The sequence below is a fragment of the Streptomyces sp. Isolate_45 genome (genome assembly GCF_024721315.2).
Taxonomy (GTDB): domain Bacteria; phylum Actinomycetota; class Actinomycetes; order Streptomycetales; family Streptomycetaceae; genus Streptomyces.
In genome coordinates this window covers 1-18,174 of sequence record NZ_JANFAK020000027.1, presented here as the reverse complement: position 1 = coordinate 18,174, position 18,174 = coordinate 1, and the positions used below count along the sequence as shown (strand labels likewise).

Annotated in this window: 18 protein-coding genes; 17 read left to right on the top strand and 1 reads right to left on the bottom strand. The window is 70.3% G+C overall.

Going from position 1 to position 18,174, the window contains the following annotated elements:
- Window position 1 precedes the first annotated feature (1 nt).
- The 4 genes from NOD94_RS11750 (at window position 2) to nusB (ending at window position 3,026) form a co-directional block, all read left to right on the top strand.
- Window positions 2-736 carry an AAA family ATPase gene (locus NOD94_RS11750; protein WP_281205781.1) on the top strand — a complete coding sequence of 245 codons (735 nt, stop codon included), beginning with the start codon at window positions 2-4 and terminating at the stop codon, window positions 734-736.
- Window positions 737-854: 118 nt separating this feature from the next.
- Window positions 855-1,961: an aminopeptidase P family protein gene (locus NOD94_RS11745; protein ID WP_281205780.1), complete on the top strand. Its 1,107-nt coding sequence runs from the start codon at window positions 855-857 to the stop codon at window positions 1,959-1,961.
- A gap of 61 nt (window positions 1,962-2,022) precedes the next feature.
- Entirely contained in the window at window positions 2,023-2,589 is a 567-nt protein-coding gene (gene efp / locus NOD94_RS11740; protein ID WP_281205779.1) for an elongation factor P, read from the top strand.
- A gap of 2 nt (window positions 2,590-2,591) precedes the next feature.
- A complete protein-coding gene (nusB, locus tag NOD94_RS11735; protein ID WP_281205778.1) occupies window positions 2,592-3,026 on the top strand; it encodes a transcription antitermination factor NusB in 435 nt (144 codons plus the stop codon).
- A gap of 202 nt (window positions 3,027-3,228) precedes the next feature.
- Here nusB and bldD read toward each other — a convergent pair whose 3' ends face one another.
- A complete protein-coding gene (bldD, locus tag NOD94_RS11730; protein ID WP_007263032.1) occupies window positions 3,229-3,729 on the bottom strand; it encodes a transcriptional regulator BldD in 501 nt (166 codons plus the stop codon).
- A 250-nt stretch (window positions 3,730-3,979) separates the two neighbouring features.
- On the opposite strand from bldD, the gene pyrR reads away from it, so the two are divergent.
- From pyrR to metK, 13 genes are all read left to right on the top strand, one after another.
- A complete protein-coding gene (gene pyrR, locus NOD94_RS11725) occupies window positions 3,980-4,567 on the top strand; it encodes a bifunctional pyr operon transcriptional regulator/uracil phosphoribosyltransferase PyrR (RefSeq protein ID WP_281205777.1) in 588 nt (195 codons plus the stop codon).
- Window positions 4,568-4,677: 110 nt separating this feature from the next.
- Window positions 4,678-5,664 (top strand): aspartate carbamoyltransferase catalytic subunit, encoded by a 987-nt coding sequence (locus NOD94_RS11720; RefSeq protein ID WP_281205776.1) that lies wholly within the window; start codon window positions 4,678-4,680, stop codon window positions 5,662-5,664.
- 2 nt (window positions 5,665-5,666) lie between these two features.
- Window positions 5,667-6,953 carry a dihydroorotase gene (locus tag NOD94_RS11715; protein WP_281205775.1) on the top strand — a complete coding sequence of 429 codons (1,287 nt, stop codon included), beginning with the start codon at window positions 5,667-5,669 and terminating at the stop codon, window positions 6,951-6,953.
- Window positions 6,950-7,540: a hypothetical protein gene (locus NOD94_RS11710; protein ID WP_281205774.1), complete on the top strand. Its 591-nt coding sequence runs from the start codon at window positions 6,950-6,952 to the stop codon at window positions 7,538-7,540. The genes NOD94_RS11715 and NOD94_RS11710 overlap by 4 nt, the downstream gene beginning before the upstream one ends.
- On the top strand, window positions 7,537-8,685 hold the full coding sequence (gene carA / locus NOD94_RS11705; protein WP_281205773.1) for a glutamine-hydrolyzing carbamoyl-phosphate synthase small subunit: 1,149 nt from the start codon (window positions 7,537-7,539) through the stop codon (window positions 8,683-8,685). Before NOD94_RS11710 ends, carA begins: the two co-directional genes overlap by 4 nt.
- The gene (gene carB / locus NOD94_RS11700) at window positions 8,678-11,986 is read left to right on the top strand and encodes a carbamoyl-phosphate synthase large subunit (protein WP_281205772.1); all 3,309 of its coding nucleotides are present in this window, start codon (window positions 8,678-8,680) and stop codon (window positions 11,984-11,986) included. The genes carA and carB overlap by 8 nt, the downstream gene beginning before the upstream one ends.
- Window positions 11,987-12,074: 88 nt before the next feature.
- Window positions 12,075-13,184: a quinone-dependent dihydroorotate dehydrogenase gene (locus NOD94_RS11695; RefSeq protein WP_281205771.1), complete on the top strand. Its 1,110-nt coding sequence runs from the start codon at window positions 12,075-12,077 to the stop codon at window positions 13,182-13,184.
- Complete coding sequence (gene pyrF, locus NOD94_RS11690) at window positions 13,181-14,032, top strand: orotidine-5'-phosphate decarboxylase (RefSeq protein WP_281205770.1); 852 nt, start codon at window positions 13,181-13,183, stop codon at window positions 14,030-14,032. The genes NOD94_RS11695 and pyrF overlap by 4 nt, the downstream gene beginning before the upstream one ends.
- A gap of 403 nt (window positions 14,033-14,435) precedes the next feature.
- On the top strand, window positions 14,436-14,759 hold the full coding sequence (mihF, locus tag NOD94_RS11685; RefSeq protein WP_281205769.1) for an integration host factor, actinobacterial type: 324 nt from the start codon (window positions 14,436-14,438) through the stop codon (window positions 14,757-14,759).
- Window positions 14,760-14,820: 61 nt separating this feature from the next.
- Complete coding sequence (gene gmk / locus NOD94_RS11680; RefSeq protein ID WP_281205768.1) at window positions 14,821-15,384, top strand: guanylate kinase; 564 nt, start codon at window positions 14,821-14,823, stop codon at window positions 15,382-15,384.
- 160 nt (window positions 15,385-15,544) lie between these two features.
- Window positions 15,545-15,817 carry a DNA-directed RNA polymerase subunit omega gene (gene rpoZ / locus NOD94_RS11675; RefSeq protein WP_004948662.1) on the top strand — a complete coding sequence of 91 codons (273 nt, stop codon included), beginning with the start codon at window positions 15,545-15,547 and terminating at the stop codon, window positions 15,815-15,817.
- 118 nt (window positions 15,818-15,935) lie between these two features.
- Window positions 15,936-17,162, top strand: coding sequence for a bifunctional phosphopantothenoylcysteine decarboxylase/phosphopantothenate--cysteine ligase CoaBC (gene coaBC / locus NOD94_RS11670; RefSeq protein ID WP_281205827.1), 1,227 nt, complete (start codon window positions 15,936-15,938; stop codon window positions 17,160-17,162).
- Window positions 17,163-17,356: 194 nt separating this feature from the next.
- Window positions 17,357-18,174 (top strand): methionine adenosyltransferase (gene metK, locus NOD94_RS11665; protein WP_281205767.1); only part of this gene is annotated, 818 nt, incomplete at its 3' end.

Genomic DNA, 18,174 nt, shown 5'->3' with positions numbered 1-18,174 from the left:
GATGCAGCACGGAGTGGGGGGCTGGGGCCCGCCGGGACAACACCCGGCGGCGCCCCCGCAGCCGCCGATACCCCCTGCGCAGGGCTGGCCGGTGACCCCGGTGCCCGACGCCACGGGACACGTCCCGCTGCCCCCGGCCGTGCCGGCGCCGGCAGGGCCGCCCCCGCCCGGCACCGGCGGGGCCACCCTCGCGGTGCTGCTCATAGGCCCGGCGGGCGCGGGCAAGACCACCGTGGCCCGGCACTGGGCGGGTACCCGCCCGGTGCCGACCGCGCACATCAGCCTCGACGACGTCCGCGAATGGGTCTGCTCGGGCTTCGCGGACCCGCAGACCGGTTGGAACGAGCACTCCGAGGCCCAGTACCGCCTCGCCCGCCGCACCTGCGGGTTCGCCGCCCGCAACTTCCTGGCCAACGGCATCTCCTGCATCCTCGACGACGCCGTCTTCCCCGACCGTCCGGTCGTCGGGCTGGGCGGCTGGAAACGGCACGTGGGCCCCGGGCTGTTGCCCGTGGTGCTGCTGCCGGGCCTGGAGATCGTCCTGGACCGCAACGCCGCCCGCTCGGGCAACCGCAGGCTCTCCGACGAGGAGGTCGCCCGCATCCACGGCCGGATGGCCGGCTGGTACGGGTCCGGCCTCCCGATCATCGACAACTCCCACCTCGACGTCGAGGGCACCGCCCGCGCCCTCGACGAGGCCCTCGCACGGGCCCTGGCGACCCCCGGAAGCTGGTAGCCCGGCCGGAACGCGGCCGCCGCACCGGCACGCCACGGGGACCGGGGGACGCCGTCCCCGGCCCCGTGCGGACGCGCTCGCCGGGCCGGATGGCCGGTGCGCTCGTACGCTCGAAGACATGTCAGACGTGTACGCGGCCCGCAGGGGCCTGCTCCGCGACCGCTGCGCAGCGGCGGGCAACTCCGCCGCCCTGATCACGCGTCCGGCGAACGTCCGCTACCTCGCCGGGGCGTCCCCCTTGGACGCCGTCCTGCTGGTCGGACCGGCCGAGGACGTGATGTTCTGCGCGGGCGCGCCCTCCGGCGAAGCGGACGAGGGGCGCCTGGACGAACAGCTGCGGCTGTCCGTACTGCCGAGCCCCGGGGCGGACCCGGCGGTGGCGGCCGCGGACATGGCGGCGTCCGTGCGGGCCGAGTCCCTCGCCGTCGAGGAGCACCACCTGACCGTCGGCAGGCACCGCGCCCTGCACTCCGTCGCGCCCCGGCTGCGCCTCGCCGACCTCGGGTCGGCCGTGGAACAGCAGCGCCTCGTCAAGGACGAGGACGAGATCGCCTGCCTGCGGATCGCCGCTGAGATCGCCGACCAGGCCCTCGGAGAGCTCCTGGAGTCCATCCTCGTCGGCCGTACCGAACGCCACCTCGCCCTGGAGCTGGAACGCCGCCTCGTCGACCACGGCGCCGACGGCCCCGCCTTCCCGACCTCCGTCGGCACCGGCCCGCACTCCGGGCGCTCCCGGCACCGGCCGTCCGACCGGAGGGTGGAGGAGGGTGACTTCCTTTCCGTCTGCCTGGGCGCGAACTACCGCGGCTACCGCTGTGAGATCGGCCGTACCTTCGTGATCGGCACCACCCCGGCCGACTGGCAGATCGAGCTCTACGACCTCGTATTCGCCGCCCAGCGGGCCGGCCGGGAGGCCCTGCTGCCCGGTGCCGCGTACCGCGACGTCGACCGCGCGGCGCGCTCCGTACTGGACTCCGCGGGGCACGGCGAGGCCCTCGCCGGGTGGATGGGACACGGGGTCGGTCTCGAAATCGACGAGGACCCGCAGCTTGCACCTACGGCAATGGGTAAACTGGACGCTTGCGTGCCGGTCACCGTCGAACCGGGGGTTCACCTCCCGGGCCGGGGAGGTGTCCGGATCGATGACACGCTCGTCGTGCGCCCCGAGGCGGACGGCGGTCCCGAGCTACTCACCATTACGACCAAGGAGCTGCTCGCGCTCTAGCCCGCGTTGCCGGGCCGTGGGTGCGCACCCTTGGTCTTCCAGTGCAGGAGATTCCGCAACCGTGGCTTCCACGAACGACCTCAAGAACGGCATGGTGCTCAAGCTCGACGGTGACCAGCTCTGGTCCGTCGTCGAGTTCCAGCACGTCAAGCCCGGCAAGGGCCCGGCCTTCGTGCGCACCAAGCTCAAGCACGTGCTCTCCGGCAAGGTCGTCGACAAGACCTTCAACGCCGGCACGAAGGTCGAGACGGCCACCATCGACCGCCGTGACATGCAGTTCTCGTACATGGACGGCGAGTACTTCGTCTTCATGGACATGAGCACCTTCGACCAGCTCATGGTCGACAAGAAGGCCGTCGGCGACGCCGCCAACTTCCTGATCGAGGGCTTCACCGCCTCCGTCGCACAGCACGAGGGCGAGGTGCTCTACGTCGAGCTGCCGGCCGCCGTCGAGCTCGTCATCGAGCACACCGACCCGGGCGTCCAGGGCGACCGCTCCACCGGCGGCACCAAGCCCGCCAAGCTGGAGACCGGTCACGAGATCCAGGTCCCGCTCTTCGTCACCACCGGCGAGAAGATCAAGGTCGACACCCGCACGAGCTCCTACCTCGGCCGGGTGAACAGCTAACCGTGGCTGCCCGGAGCAACGCGCGCAAGCGCGCTTTCCAGATCCTCTTCGAGGCCGACCAGCGCGGTGTTCCCGTGCGCGAGGTCCTCGCGGACTGGATCCGCCACGCGCGGTCGGACGACCGGCAGCCGCCGGTCACCGCCTTCACGATGGACCTCGTCGAGGGTTACGCCGACAAGGTGAACCGGATCGACGATCTGATCGTCACCTATGCCGTGGACTGGGAGCTCGACCGCATGCCGGTCGTCGACCGGAACATCCTCCGGCTGGGCGCCTACGAGCTGATCTGGGTCGACGAGACCCCGGACGCCGTGGCCATCGACGAGGCCGTCCAGCTCGCCAAGGAGTTCTCCACGGACGACTCGCCGTCGTTCGTGAACGGGCTCCTCGGCCGCTTCAAGGACCTCAAGCCGAACCTGCGCCGCAGCGAGAGCTGAGGCGCGGCACCGCGCTCACGGAAGGGCCCGCAGCGAACGCGCTGCGGGCCCTTCCGTTTGTCGTGGTCGTGGTCGTGGTCGTGGTCGTGCGGCGTGACCGCCGTCGGACGCGGACGTGAAAAAACCGGTGGGTGCCGGGCCCCGTTCGGGACCCGGCACCCACCGGTAAACGTTTCTGCTGGGCCGGGACGGCCCCGAGGGACTAGATGTCCTCGTGTGCCACCGCGCGCCGCGCGTCGGCGTCCAGCACGCCCCAGCTGATCAGCTGTTCGGTCAGGACCGAGGGCGACTGGTCGTAGATGACGGCCAGGGTGCGCAGGTCGTCCTGGCGGATCGACAGGACCTTGCCGTTGTAGTCGCCGCGCTGGCTCTGGATGGTGGCGGCGTAACGCTGGAGCGGGCCGGCCTTCTCGGCGGGCACGCCCGCAAGGCGCTCCAGGTCGAGGCGCAGCTTCGGCGGCGGCTCGGCGGCTCCGCCGGGGGTCGTACCCGGAAGCAGCTCCTGCACCGGCACCCCGTAGAAGTCCGCCAGTTCGGCAAGACGCTGGACGGTCACGGCGCGGTCCCCGCGCTCGTAGGAACCGACCACCACGGCCTTCCACCGGCCCTGGGACTTCTCCTCGACACCGTGGAGGGAAAGGCCCTGCTGGGTGCGGATGGCCCGGAGCTTGGCCCCGAGCTGTTTGGCGTATTCGCTGGACATAACGCTCCCGGACGCTGTGACGCTGTGACGACATTGGACAACGTGCGGCTCCGCCGCGCGGCTGGTAACTCACTGTGAGGTTACGCAGCGTTACGTGGATGCGTCAAGCCGAATGCTCGGCGGCGCCCTCGGGCGAGGGGTTCGGACCGTGCCCGGTGCGGGGCCCCGCGCATCCCCCTGCTACGGTGGACGACGTACATCAGACGTCCTTTAAGGTCCGTCCCGTGAGGCGGAGAAGGAGGTCCTTTTCATGGACACCCAGCTTTCCCCGCCCGACCAGAACCCGATGCGCCCCGTCCTGGAGGCCCAGGACATCGCCCGGGTCCTGACGCGCATCGCCCACGAGATCGTCGAACGCGCCAAGGGCGCCGACGACGTGGTCCTCCTCGGCATTCCGACCCGCGGTGTCTTCCTCGCCCGCCGGTTGGCCGAGAAGCTCGAAGAGATCACCGGTTCGAAGATCCCGGTCGGCTCCCTCGACATCACCATGTACCGCGACGACCTGCGCCTGAAGCCCGCCCGGGCGATCGGCCGCACGGAGATCCCCGGCGACGACATCGACGGCCGCCTCGTGATCCTCGTCGACGACGTGCTCTTCTCCGGCCGCACCATCCGCGCCGCCCTCGACGCCCTCGGCGCGATCGGCCGCCCGCGCGCCGTGCAGCTCGCGGTCCTCGTCGACCGCGGCCACCGCGAGCTGCCCATCCGCGCCGACTACGTCGGCAAGAACCTCCCCACGTCGCTGCGGGAGACCGTCAAGGTCCAGCTCCAGGAGGAGGACGGCCGAGACGCCGTACTGCTCGGCCAGCGGACCTCCCAGGCAGCCGTACAGCAGTAGCGCGTACCGGTCCGGGTCCCGCGGCAGCGGGTCCGTGCCGCGACCCGTCCTGCCCGCACCCCGGCGTGCCCGCAAGCCCGCCCGCCCTCCCGACCTACGGAGCCATCCAGATGAAGCGCCACCTCATCTCGGCCGCCGACCTCACCCGCGACGACGCGGTCCTGATCCTCGACACCGCCGAGGAGATGGCCCGCGTCGCGGACCGGCCGATCAAGAAGCTGCCCACCCTGCGCGGCCTCACGGTCGTCAACCTCTTCTTCGAGGACTCGACCCGCACCCGGATCTCGTTCGAGGCCGCCGCCAAGCGGCTGTCCGCCGACGTCATCAACTTCTCCGCCAAGGGTTCCTCCGTTTCCAAGGGCGAATCCCTGAAGGACACGGCGCTGACCCTGGAGGCCATGGGCGCGGACGCGGTCGTCATCCGCCACCACGCCTCCGGTGCCCCCTACCGGCTCGCTACCTCCGGCTGGATCGACTCCGCCGTGGTCAACGCCGGCGACGGCACCCACGAGCACCCCACCCAGGCCCTGCTGGACGCCTTCACCATGCGCCGCCGCCTCGTCGGCCGGGACGCCGGGCTCGGCAAGGACCTCTCCGGTCGCCGGATCACCATCGTGGGCGACGTCCTGCACAGCCGGGTCGCCCGCTCCAACGTCCTGCTGCTCCACACGCTGGGCGCCGAGGTGACCGTGGTGGCCCCGCCCACGCTGGTGCCGATCGGTGTCGAGAGCTGGCCCTGCGAGGTCTCGTACAACCTCGACGAGGTGCTGCCGAAGTCCGACGCGGTCATGATGCTGCGTGTGCAGCGAGAACGCATGAACGCCGCCTTCTTCCCGACCGAGCGCGAGTACTCCCGCCGGTACGGGCTCGACGGCGAGCGGATGGCCCGGATGCCCGAGCACGCCATCGTCATGCACCCCGGCCCGATGAACCGCGGCATGGAGATCACCGCCCAGGTCGCCGACTCCGACCGCTGCACGGCCGTCGAGCAGGTCGCCAACGGCGTATCCACCCGGATGGCCGTCCTGTACCTGCTGCTCGGAGGCTCCGAGCCCGCAGTCACCACCACCGCCGCGCGTACCGAGGAGAGCAAGTAATCATGAGCAAGATCCTTATCCGTGGCGCGAAGGTACTCGGTGGCGAGGCGCAGGACGTCCTGATCGACGGCGAGACCATCGCCGAGGTCGGTACCGGCCTGTCCGCCGAGGGCGCGACCGTCATCGAGGCCGCGGGGCAGGTCCTCCTCCCCGGCCTCGTCGACCTGCACACCCACCTGCGCGAGCCCGGCCGCGAGGACTCCGAGACCGTCCTCACCGGCACCCGCGCCGCGGCCTCCGGCGGCTTCACCGCCGTGTTCGCCATGGCGAACACCTTCCCGGTCGCCGACACCGCCGGCGTCGTCGAGCAGGTGTGGCGCCTGGGCAAGGAGTCCGGCTACTGCGACGTGCAGCCCATCGGCGCCGTCACCGTCGGCCTGGAGGGCAAGCAGCTCTCCGAGCTGGGCGCCATGCACGACTCCGCCGCCCGCGTCACCGTCTTCTCCGACGACGGCAAGTGCGTCGACGACGCCGTGATCATGCGCCGCGCCCTGGAGTACGTGAAGGCCTTCGGCGGCGTCGTCGCCCAGCACGCCCAGGAGCCCCGCCTCACCGAGGGCGCCCAGATGAACGAGGGCATCGTCTCGGCCGAGCTCGGCCTCGGCGGCTGGCCGGCCGTGGCCGAGGAGTCGATCATCGCCCGCGACGTCCTCCTCGCCGAGCACGTCGGTTCCCGCGTGCACATCTGCCACCTCTCCACCGCCGGCTCCGTCGAGATCGTCCGCTGGGCCAAGTCCCGCGGCATCGACGTCACCGCCGAGGTCACCCCGCACCACCTGCTCCTCACCGACGAGCTGGTCCGTTCGTACAACGCGGTCTACAAGGTCAACCCGCCGCTGCGCACCGAGCGCGACGTGCTGGCCCTGCGCGAGGCGCTCGCCGACGGCACGATCGACATCGTCGCCACCGACCACGCCCCGCACCCGCACGAGGACAAGGACTGCGAGTGGGCCGCCGCCGCCATGGGCATGGTCGGCCTGGAGACCGCGCTGTCCGTCGTCCAGCAGACGATGGTCGAGACCGGACTGCTCGACTGGGCGGGCGTCGCGGAGCGCATGTCCTTCGCTCCGGCGCGCATCGGAAGCCTGGACAACCACGGCCGACCCGTCTCGGCAGGTGAACCCGCGAACCTGACCTTGGTCGATACCTCGTACCGTGGTGTCGTGGACCCCGCACACTTCGCCTCCCGCAGCCGCAACACGCCTTACGAGGGCCGTGAGCTGCCGGGGCGCGTCACTCATACCTTCCTGCGGGGCCGGGCAACGGTCGTGGACGGGAAACTGGCGTGACACCTGCAGTAATCCAACTGGCCGCAGAGGCTGCCGAGCGACAGTCGGCGGAGGTGACGGACTGGGGCGCCCGCATCGCGTGGGTGGTCGGTCTGCTCGTCTTCATCGCGTTCGTGTACTGGCTGATGCGGCAGGGCTGGAAATGGCGCGGCGCACTGCAGAGCGATCTGCCGGAGCTGCCCGTCGCACCCGACGGACTCCCCGAGCACCGGCTGGCGCTGACCGGCCGGTACCACGGTTCGACCACCGCCGGGCAGTGGCTGGACCGGATCGTCGCCCACGGTCTGGGCGTCCGCAGCCGGGTCGAGCTCACGCTCACCGACGCGGGCCTCGACGTGGTTCGACCGGGTGCCACCGACTTCTTCGTACCGGCCGCGCAGCTGCGCGGCGCCCGCCTCGACAAGGGAATCGCGGGCAAGGTACTCACCGAGGGCGGTCTGCTCGTCGTCACATGGGCGCACGGCGACAAGCTGATCGACTCCGGATTCCGCTCCGACCGCGCGGCCGAACACGCCGCCTGGGTTCGAAGCATCGACACGCTGGTAACACAGAACTCATCCATCACGACGGAAGGCGCCGAACGATGACGACCTCCACCAGGGGAGCAGCCAAAGCTCCCGCCGTACTCGTCCTGGAGGACGGTCGCATCTTCCGCGGCCGCGCCTACGGCGCTGTGGGGGAGACCTTCGGCGAGGCCGTGTTCTCCACCGGGATGACCGGCTACCAGGAGACCCTCACCGACCCGTCGTACCACCGGCAGGTCGTCGTGATGACCGCCCCGCACGTGGGCAACACCGGCGTCAACGACGAGGACCCCGAGTCCTCCCGGATCTGGGTCGCCGGGTACGTCGTGCGCGACCCCGCCCGCGTCCCCTCCAACTGGCGCTCGCAGCGCTCGCTGGACGAGGAGCTCGTCAAGCAGGGCGTCGTCGGCATCTCCGGCATCGACACCCGCGCCCTGACCCGCCACCTGCGCGAGCGCGGCGCCATGCGCGTCGGCATCTTCTCCGGCGACGCCTGGACGGGCGTGCGCGACGAGACGCTGCTGGCCCGCGTCAAGGAAGCCCCGCAGATGAAGGGCGCCAACCTCTCCGCCGAGGTCGCCACCAAGGAGACGTACGTCGTCCCCGCCATCGGCGAGAAGAAGTTCACCGTGGCCGCGGTCGACCTCGGCATCAAGGGCATGACCCCGCACCGGATGGCCGAGCGCGGCATCGAGGTCCACGTGCTGCCCGCCACCGCCACCGTCGAGGACGTGTACGCGGTCAACCCGGACGGCGTGTTCTTCTCCAACGGCCCGGGCGACCCGGCCACCGCCGACGGACCCGTCGCGGTCATGCAGGGCGTCCTCGCCCGCAGGACCCCGCTGTTCGGCATCTGCTTCGGCAACCAGATCCTGGGCCGCGCGCTCGGCTTCGGCACCTACAAGCTGAAGTACGGCCACCGCGGCATCAACCAGCCGGTCCAGGACCGCACCACCGGCAAGGTCGAGATCACCGCGCACAACCACGGCTTCGCCGTCGACGCGCCCCTCGACAAGGTGTCCGAGACCCCCTACGGCCGCGCCGAGGTCTCCCACGTCTGCCTGAACGACCAGGTCGTCGAAGGCCTCCAGCTGCTCGACCAGCCGGCCTTCTCCGTCCAGTACCACCCCGAGGCGGCCGCCGGCCCGCACGACGCCGCGTACCTCTTCGACCGTTTCGTATCCCTGATGGAGGCCGAGCGTGCCTAAGCGCACCGATATCCAGTCCGTCCTGGTCATCGGCTCCGGCCCGATCGTCATCGGCCAGGCCGCCGAGTTCGACTACTCCGGCACCCAGGCCTGCCGCATCCTCAAGGCCGAGGGCCTGCGGGTCATCCTGGTGAACTCCAACCCGGCGACGATCATGACCGACCCGGAGATCGCCGACGCCACGTACGTCGAGCCGATCACCCCCGAGTTCGTCGAGAAGATCATCGCCAAGGAGCGCCCCGACGCGCTCCTGCCCACCCTCGGCGGCCAGACCGCGCTCAACACCGCGATCTCCATGCACGAGCAGGGCGTGCTGGAGAAGTACGGCGTCGAGCTGATCGGCGCCAACGTCGAGGCCATCAACAAGGGCGAGGACCGCGACCTCTTCAAGGGCGTCGTCGAGGCCGTCAAGGCCAAGATCGGCTACGGCGAGTCCGCCCGCTCGGTCATCTGCCACACGATGGACGACGTCATCAAGGGCGTCGACACCCTCGGCGGCTACCCCGTCGTCGTCCGCCCCTCCTTCACCATGGGCGGCGCCGGCTCCGGCTTCGCCCACGACGAGGACGAGCTGCGTCGCATCGCCGGCCAGGGCCTCACGCTCTCCCCGACCACCGAGGTGCTCCTGGAGGAGTCCATCCTCGGCTGGAAGGAGTACGAGCTGGAGCTGATGCGCGACACCAAGGACAACGTCGTCGTCGTCTGTTCCATCGAGAACTTCGACCCGATGGGCGTCCACACCGGCGACTCCATCACCGTCGCCCCGGCGATGACGCTCACCGACCGCGAGTACCAGCGGCTGCGCGACATCGGCATCGCGATCATCCGCGAGGTCGGCGTCGACACCGGCGGCTGCAACATCCAGTTCGCGATCGACCCGACCGACGGCCGCGTCATCGTCATCGAGATGAACCCCCGCGTCTCGCGCTCCTCGGCGCTCGCGTCGAAGGCCACCGGCTTCCCGATCGCCAAGATCGCGGCCAAGCTGGCCATCGGCTACACGCTCGACGAGGTCCCCAACGACATCACCGAGAAGACGCCGGCCTCCTTCGAGCCGTCCCTCGACTACGTCGTCGTCAAGGCCCCGCGCTTCGCCTTCGAGAAGTTCCCGCTCGCCGACGCCACCCTCACCACCACCATGAAGTCGGTGGGCGAGGCCATGGCCATCGGCCGCAACTTCACCGAGGCCCTGCAGAAGGCCCTGCGCTCCCTGGAGAAGAAGGGCTCGCAGTTCACCTTCGTCGGCCCCACCGGCGACAAGGAAGAGCTCCTCGCCACCGCGGTCCGCCCCACCGACGGCCGCATCAACACCGTCATGCAGGCCATCCGCGCCGGCGCCACCCAGGAAGAGGTCTTCGAGTACACGAAGATCGACCCCTGGTTCGTCGACCAGCTCTTCCTCATCAAGGAGATCGCGGACGACCTGGCCGCCGCCGAGAAGCTCCAGCCGGAGCTGCTCGCCGAGGCCAAGCGCCACGGCTTCTCCGACCACCAGATCGCGGAGATCCGCGGCCTGCGCGAGGACGTCGTCCGCGAGGTCCGCCACGCGCTGGGCGTCCGCCCCGTCTACAAGACGGTCGACACCTGCGCCGCCGAGTTCGCCGCGAAGACCCCGTACTTCTACTCGTCCTACGACGAGGAGTCCGAGGTCGCCCCGCGCACCAAGCCCGCGGTGATCATCCTGGGCTCCGGCCCGAACCGCATCGGCCAGGGCATCGAGTTCGACTACTCCTGCGTCCACGCCTCCTTCGCGCTCAGCGACGCCGGCTACGAGACCGTGATGGTCAACTGCAACCCCGAGACCGTCTCGACGGACTACGACACCTCCGACCGCCTCTACTTCGAGCCGCTCACGCTCGAAGACGTGCTGGAGATCGTCCACGCCGAGTCGCTGGCCGGTCCCATCGCCGGCGTCATCGTCCAGCTCGGCGGCCAGACCCCCCTCGGTCTCGCCCAGGCGCTCAAGGACAACGGCGTCCCCGTCGTCGGCACCTCCCCGGAGGCCATCCACGCCGCCGAGGACCGCGGCGCCTTCGGCCAGGTCCTCGCCGACGCCGGCCTGCCGGCCCCCAAGCACGGCACCGCCACCACCTTCGCGGGTGCCAAGGCCATCGCCGACGAGATCGGCTACCCGGTCCTGGTCCGTCCCTCGTACGTGCTCGGCGGCCGCGGCATGGAGATCGTCTACGACGAGACCCGGCTGGAGTCGTACATCGCCGAGTCCACCGAGATCTCCCCGACCCGCCCCGTGCTGGTCGACCGGTTCCTCGACGACGCCATCGAGATCGACGTCGACGCCCTCTACGACGGCACCGAGCTCTACCTCGGCGGCGTCATGGAGCACATCGAGGAAGCCGGCATCCACTCCGGCGACTCGGCCTGCGCCCTGCCCCCGATCACCCTCGGCGGGCACGACATCAAGCGCCTGCGCACCTCCACCGAGGCGATCGCCAAGGGCGTCGGCGTCCGCGGCCTGATCAACATCCAGTTCGCGATGGCCGGTGACATCCTCTACGTCCTGGAGGCCAACCCCCGCGCCTCCCGGACCGTCCCCTTCACCTCGAAGGCGACCGCCGTCCCCCTCGCGAAGGCCGCCGCCCGAATCGCGCTCGGCACCACCATCGCCGAACTGCGCGAAGAGGGCATGCTGCCCAGGAACGGCGACGGCGGCACCCTGCCGCTCGACGCGCCGATCTCCGTCAAGGAGGCCGTCATGCCGTGGTCGCGCTTCCGCGACATCCACGGCCGCGGCGTCGACACGGTCCTCGGCCCGGAGATGCGCTCCACCGGCGAGGTCATGGGCATCGACTCGGTCTTCGGCACGGCGTACGCCAAGTCGCAGGCCGGGGCCTACGGCCCGCTGCCCACCAAGGGCCGCGCCTTCATCTCCGTCGCCAACCGCGACAAGCGCACGATGATCTTCCCGGCGCGCGAGCTCGTCGCCCACGGCTTCGAGCTGATGGCCACCTCCGGCACGGCCGAGGTCCTGCGCCGCAACGGCATCAACGCCACCGTCGTGCGCAAGCTCAGCGAGGGCGAGGGCCCCGACGGCGAGAAGAACATCGTCCAGCTGATCCACGACGGCCAGGTCGACCTGATCGTCAACACCCCGTACGGCACCGGCGGCCGCCTCGACGGCTACGAGATCCGCACGGCGGCCGTGGCGCGCAGCGTCCCGTGCCTGACGACGGTCCAGGCACTCGCCGCGGCCGTCCAGGGCATCGACGCGCTCAACCGCGGCGACGTGGGCGTCCGCTCCCTCCAGGAGCACGCGGAGCGCCTGACCGCGGCCCGCGACTAACACCCGTACAGCCCGGACACGGGAGGGGGGACACCGGTTTCACGACGGGTGTCCCCCTTTCCATGAGCGCAGAGGGATCTTCACGACGATGTACAAGCTCTTCTTCAACCTGGTCTTCAAGCGGATGGACCCGGAGCAGGCCCACTACGCGGCCTTCCGCTGGATCCGCCTCGCCGCGCGCACCCCCGTGCTGCGCACCTTCGTCGCGGCCGCGCTCGCACCCCGCTACGAGGAGCTGCGCACCGAGGCCCTCGGCCTGCGGATGCACGGCCCCTTCGGGCTCGCCGCCGGCTTCGACAAGAACGCCGTCGCGATCGACGGGATGTCCATGCTCGGCTTCGACCACGTCGAGATCGGCACGGTCACCGGTCAGGCCCAGCCCGGCAACCCCAAGAAGCGGCTCTTCCGCCTCGTCGCCGACCGCGCCCTGATCAACCGCATGGGCTTCAACAACGAGGGATCCGAGGCGGTCGCCGCCCGCCTCGCGGCCCGCAACCCGGTCTTCCGGACCGTCGTCGGCGTCAACATCGGCAAGACCAAGGTCGTCCCGGAGGCCGAGGCCGCCGCCGACTACGTGCTCTCCACCGAGCGCCTGGCCCGCCACGCGGACTACCTCGTCGTCAACGTCTCCTCGCCGAACACCCCGGGTCTGCGCAACCTCCAGGCGACGGAGTCGCTGCGCCCGCTGCTCACGGCCGTCCGCGAGGCCGCGGACCGGGCGGTCACCGACCGGCGCGTCCCGCTGCTGGTCAAGATCGCTCCGGACCTGGCGGACGAGGACGTCGACGCCGTCGCCGACCTCGCCCTGGAGCTCGGCCTGGACGGCATCATCGCCACGAACACCACCATCGCCCGCGAGGGGCTGGGCCTGAAGTCCTCCCCGTCCCTGGTGAAGGAGACCGGCGGGCTGTCCGGGGCGCCGGTCAAGGAGCGCTCCCTGGAGGTCCTGCGGCGCCTGTACTCCCGGGTGGGCGACCGGATCGTCCTGGTGGGCGTGGGGGGCATCGAGAACGCCGAGGACGCCTGGCAGCGCATCCTCGCGGGCGCCACCCTGATCCAGGGTTACAGCGCCTTCATCTACGAGGGCCCCTTCTACGCCCGCGCCATCCACAAGGGCCTGGCCGCCCGCCTGGCCAACAGCCCGTACGCGACCCTGGCCGAGGCCGTGGGCGCCGAGACCCGAAAGGCCGCGCTGTGAGCCCCGAGACCCCTGTGATCCCCTTCGGAACCCGTCTGCGCGCCGCCATGGACGCGCGGGGCCCGCTGTGCGTCGGCATCGACCCGCACGCCGCCCTGCTGGCCTCCTGGGGGCTGGACGACGACATCGCGGGCCTGGAGCGGTTCTCCCGCACCGTCGTGGAGGCCCTGGCGGAGGAGGTCGCCGTCTTCAAGCCGCAGGCCGCCTTCTTCGAGCGCTTCGGCTCGCGCGGCGTCGCGGTGCTGGAGAGGACCGTCGCGGACGCGCGCGCTGCCGGGACCCTCGTCGTGATGGACGCGAAGCGCGGCGACATCGGCTCGACGATGGCCGCCTACGCCGCCGCCTTCCTGGACCCGTCCTCGCCGCTGTTCTCGGACGCGCTGACGGTCTCCCCGTACCTCGGTTACGGCTCCCTGAAGCCGGCCGTGGACCTGGCGCGCGAGTCGGGCGCGGGCCTGTTCGTGCTCGCCCTCACCTCGAACCCCGAGGGCGCCGAGGTCCAGCGGGCACTGCGCGAGGACGGCCGCACCATCGGCGCGACGATGCTGGCCCACCTGGCGGCGGAGAACGCCGGAGCCGAGCCGATGGGCTCCTTCGGCGCGGTGGTCGGCGCCACCCTCGGCGACCTGTCCTCCTTCGACCTCGACATCAACGGCCCGCTGCTGGCCCCGGGCATCGGCGCCCAGGGCGCGACGGCCGCCGACCTCCCGGCCGTCTTCGGCCGGGCCGTCGGCAACGTCGTCCCGAACGTGTCGCGGGGCGTTCTGAAGCACGGCCCGGACGCGGCGGCGCTGCGCGCCGCGGCGAAGGGCTTCGCCGACGAGGTCCGCGCGGCCGTCGCCGGGTAGCGCGCCGGGAGTACCCCGGCACCGATGGGGCCGGACCGCTTTTGCCGCGGCCGGCCCCGTCGTCGTTCCCGGGTGGGCAAGGTCACGTACGGCCGTCCCGGGGGCGCGGAATCGAGTGCTCCGCCGGCGCCGCCGACCGGGTCCGTGGCACGGCTTGACGAAATTCGAACGTCTTTCCCCGGACAAAACCGGGGTACTTTGTCCGTGATGTACGGTTCAGTGGAGGCTGACCAGGACTTTTCGTCCGTTCTCGCTGACTGGAGCGGCCTTGGCCGCTAGTCTCCGACCAGAGTGAACGAGCAGCGAACGATTTTTGTCGCTGTTCGGGGGCTCGCCCGGCGTGGTGCCCAAGTGCTCCGTGCCGGTCCGTATCCGACAGTTCGACATCCGAGGTGACGTAGGCGTGGCTCTTCCGCCCCTTACCCCTGAACAGCGCGCAGCAGCGCTCGAAAAGGCCGCCGCGGCTCGCCGGGAGCGGGCCGAGGTGAAGAATCGACTCAAGCACTCCGGCGCCACTCTCCATGACGTCATCAAGATGGGTCAGGAGAACGACGTCATCGGCAAGATGAAGGTCTCCGCCCTTCTGGAGTCGCTGCCCGGCGTCGGCAAGGTCCGCGCCAAGCAGCTCATGGAGCGCCTCGGCATCTCCGAGTCCCGGCGTGTCCGAGGTCTCGGTTCCAACCAGATCGCCTCTCTGGAGCGCGAGTTCGGCGGTAGCAACGCCTGAGGCGTTGCCCGAAGTTCTCCCGGCGTTCTCAGGCAGTCCCGAGAACCTGGATAATCGCTCTATGGCAGCAGAGGTTCGTCCGCGGCTGACCGTGCTCTCCGGCCCCTCGGGGGTCGGCAAGAGCACGGTCGTCGCGCATATGCGCACAGTCCACCCCGAGGTATGGCTCTCGGTGTCGGCCACCACCCGCAAGCCGCGGCCCGGTGAGCGACACGGAGTCCACTACTTCTTCGTCAACGACGACGAGTTCGACAAGCTGATCGCCAACGGCGAGCTGCTGGAGTGGGCCGAGTTCGCGGGCAACCGCTACGGCACACCGCGCGGCGCGGTGCTGGAACGCCTGGACAACGGCGAGCCCGTACTGCTGGAGATCGACCTCCAGGGCGCCCGGCTCGTTCGCGAGTCCAAGCCCGACGCCCAGCTGGTCTTCCTGGCCCCTCCGAGCTGGGACGAACTGGTCCGCCGGCTCACCGGCCGCGGTACCGAGTCCGCGGAGGTCATCGAGCGTCGCCTCGCGACCGCCAAGATCGAACTCGCTGCCGAATCCGAGTTCGACACCACCCTGGTCAACACCTCCGTCGAGGACGTGGCGCGCGAGCTGCTAGCCTTGATGAATGTCGTCTGATCGTTGATCCATCGATCGTTGATCGATTTCATGTCGATCAGCAGTCGGTCAACAGTCGATCAACATCGGATCCACCATGCGGCCAAGCATGTGATCCACCATGTGATCGCGGTCAATACTTGATCGTTTCGATCATTCACCCATCTTCGGAAGGTAGAGCGTGTCCTCTTCCATCACTGCGCCCGAGGGCATCATCAACCCGCCGATCGACGAGCTGCTCGAGGCCACGGACTCGAAGTACAGCCTCGTGATCTACGCGGCCAAGCGCGCGCGTCAGATCAACGCGTACTACTCCCAGCTCGGCGAGGGCCTGCTGGAGTACGTCGGCCCGCTGGTGGACACCCACGTCCACGAGAAGCCGCTTTCGATCGCGCTGCGCGAGATCAACGCGGGTCTGCTGACCTCCGAGGCCATCGAGGCCCCGGCTCAGTAAGGCACCGAGATTCCTTCACCACAGGCCCGGCAGAACATCTGCCGGGCCTGTGGTGTGTCATAGGTCCGACGGGTCTGACGGGTGTCACCGACAGATCGATCCTGAAGGGGAGTGCGTGGTGGGTAAGCCGAAGGTCGTGCTGGGGGTCAGCGGCGGGATCGCCGCCTACAAGGCCTGCGAACTGCTGCGCCGGCTGACCGAGTCCGGACACGACGTACGGGTGGTGCCCACGGCGGCGTCCCTGAACTTCGTCGGCGAGGCGACCTGGGCCGCGCTGTCCGGGAACCCGGCCTCCACGCAGGTCTGGGAGACGGTCCACGAGGTGCCCCACGTGCGCATCGGCCAGTCCGCCGACCTCGTCGTGGTCGCCCCGGCCACCGCCGACATGTTGGCCAAGGCCGCGCACGGGCTGGCCGACGACCTCCTCACGAACACGCTGCTCACGGCCCGCTGTCCGGTCGTCTTCGCACCCGCGATGCACACCGAGATGTGGGAGCACCCCGCCACCCAGGACAACGTCGCCACGCTGCGCCGTCGCGGGGCCCTCGTCATCGAGCCCGCCGTCGGCCGGCTCACGGGCAAGGACACGGGCAAGGGGCGGCTGCCCGACCCCGAGGGGATCTTCGAGGTCTGCCGCACGGTCCTGGCGCGGGGCGTCACCGAGCCGGACCTCGCCGGACGGCACGTCGTGATCAGCGCCGGCGGGACGCGCGAACCCCTGGACCCCGTCCGCTTCCTCGGCAACCGGTCCTCCGGCAAGCAGGGCTACGCCCTCGCCCGCACCGCCGTCGCCCGTGGCGCCCGGGTCACCCTGATCGCCGCCAACACGGCCCTCCCCGACCCGGCCGGCGCGGACGTCGTGCGCGTGGGCACGGCCCTCCAACTGCGCGAGGCGGTGCTCGAGGCGGCCGCCGACGCCGACGCCGTGGTGATGGCGGCGGCCGTCGCCGACTTCCGGCCCGCCCGGTACGCGGACGGGAAGATCAAGAAGCAGGACGGGCGGGAGCCCGAGCCGGTGGCCCTCGTGCGCAATCCCGACGTGCTCGCGGAGATCTCCGCCGAGCGGGCGACGGCCGGACAGATCGTCGTCGGCTTCGCCGCCGAGACCGACGACGTCCTCGCCAACGGCCGCGCGAAGCTCCGCCGCAAGGGCTGTGACCTCCTCGTGGTCAACGAGGTGGGGGAGACCAAGACCTTCGGTTCGGAGGAGAACGAGGCCGTCATCCTCGCCTCCGACGGCACCGAGACGCCGGTTCCCCACGGTCCGAAGGAAGCCCTGGCCGAAATGATCTGGGACCAGGTCGCTCCCCGGCTCGCGCCCGCGCGGGCTCCCCGACCTGCCTGAGCGTCGCCCTTTCCGCGGGCCACCGCGTGCGTCAGAATGGAGTGCCGCAGGTCACATGGCTCCCATAAGGCGAGACGGGTGGTCCGGCAAACGGTGGCGACCGATAAACTGCACCAGGAACGTGATCGGGCGCAGCCCCCGATGTGGTTCCGCCAAATGATCAGCCAGCAGCCGCTGCAACCCCAGGGAGCGTTGTGTCCCGTCGCTTGTTCACCTCGGAGTCCGTGACCGAGGGTCACCCCGACAAGATCGCTGACCAGATCAGCGACACGATCCTCGACGCGCTCCTCACCGAGGACCCCACCTCGCGTGTGGCCGTGGAGACTCTCATCACGACCGGTCTCGTGCACATCGCGGGCGAGGTGACGACCAAGGCGTACGCGCCGATCGCCCAGCTCGTCCGCGAGAAGATCCTCGAAATCGGCTACGACTCCTCGAAGAAGGGCTTCGACGGCGCCTCCTGCGGCGTCTCGGTGTCCATCGGCGCGCAGTCCCCGGACATCGCGCAGGGCGTCGACACCGCCTACGAGAAGCGCGTCGAGGGCGATGAGGACGAGCTCGACAAGCAGGGCGCCGGCGACCAGGGCCTGATGTTCGGCTACGCCTGCGACGAGACCCCCGAGCTGATGCCGCTGCCGATCCACATCGCGCACAAGCTCTCCCGCCGCCTGTCCGAGGTCCGCAAGAACGGGACCATCCCGTACCTGCGCCCCGACGGCAAGACCCAGGTCACCATCGAGTACGACGGGGACAAGGCCGTGCGCCTCGACACCGTCGTCGTGTCCTCGCAGCACGCCGCGGACATCGACCTGGACTCGCTCCTCGCTCCCGACATCCGCGAGTTCGTCGTCGAGCACGTGCTGGCGCAGCTCGTCGAGGACGGCATCAAGCTGGACACCGAGGGCTACCGGCTGCTGGTGAACCCGACCGGTCGCTTCGAGATCGGTGGCCCGATGGGCGATGCCGGCCTCACCGGCCGGAAGATCATCATCGACACGTACGGCGGCATGGC

Excerpts from the sequence above, each read along its gene's own strand:
- carA (WP_281205773.1), top strand. The coding sequence starts at position 7,537 with ATGACGACCTCCACCAGGGGAGCAGCCAAAGCTCCCGCCGTACTCGTC.
- bldD (WP_007263032.1), bottom strand. The coding sequence starts at position 3,729 with ATGTCCAGCGAATACGCCAAACAGCTCGGGGCCAAGCTCCGGGCCATC.
- NOD94_RS11695 (WP_281205771.1), top strand. The coding sequence starts at position 12,075 with ATGTACAAGCTCTTCTTCAACCTGGTCTTCAAGCGGATGGACCCGGAG.
- NOD94_RS11745 (WP_281205780.1), top strand. The coding sequence starts at position 855 with ATGTCAGACGTGTACGCGGCCCGCAGGGGCCTGCTCCGCGACCGCTGC.
- NOD94_RS11715 (WP_281205775.1), top strand. The coding sequence starts at position 5,667 with ATGAGCAAGATCCTTATCCGTGGCGCGAAGGTACTCGGTGGCGAGGCG.
- pyrR (WP_281205777.1), top strand. The coding sequence starts at position 3,980 with ATGGACACCCAGCTTTCCCCGCCCGACCAGAACCCGATGCGCCCCGTC.
- gmk (WP_281205768.1), top strand. The coding sequence starts at position 14,821 with ATGGCAGCAGAGGTTCGTCCGCGGCTGACCGTGCTCTCCGGCCCCTCG.
- NOD94_RS11720 (WP_281205776.1), top strand. The coding sequence starts at position 4,678 with ATGAAGCGCCACCTCATCTCGGCCGCCGACCTCACCCGCGACGACGCG.
- NOD94_RS11750 (WP_281205781.1), top strand. The coding sequence starts at position 2 with ATGCAGCACGGAGTGGGGGGCTGGGGCCCGCCGGGACAACACCCGGCG.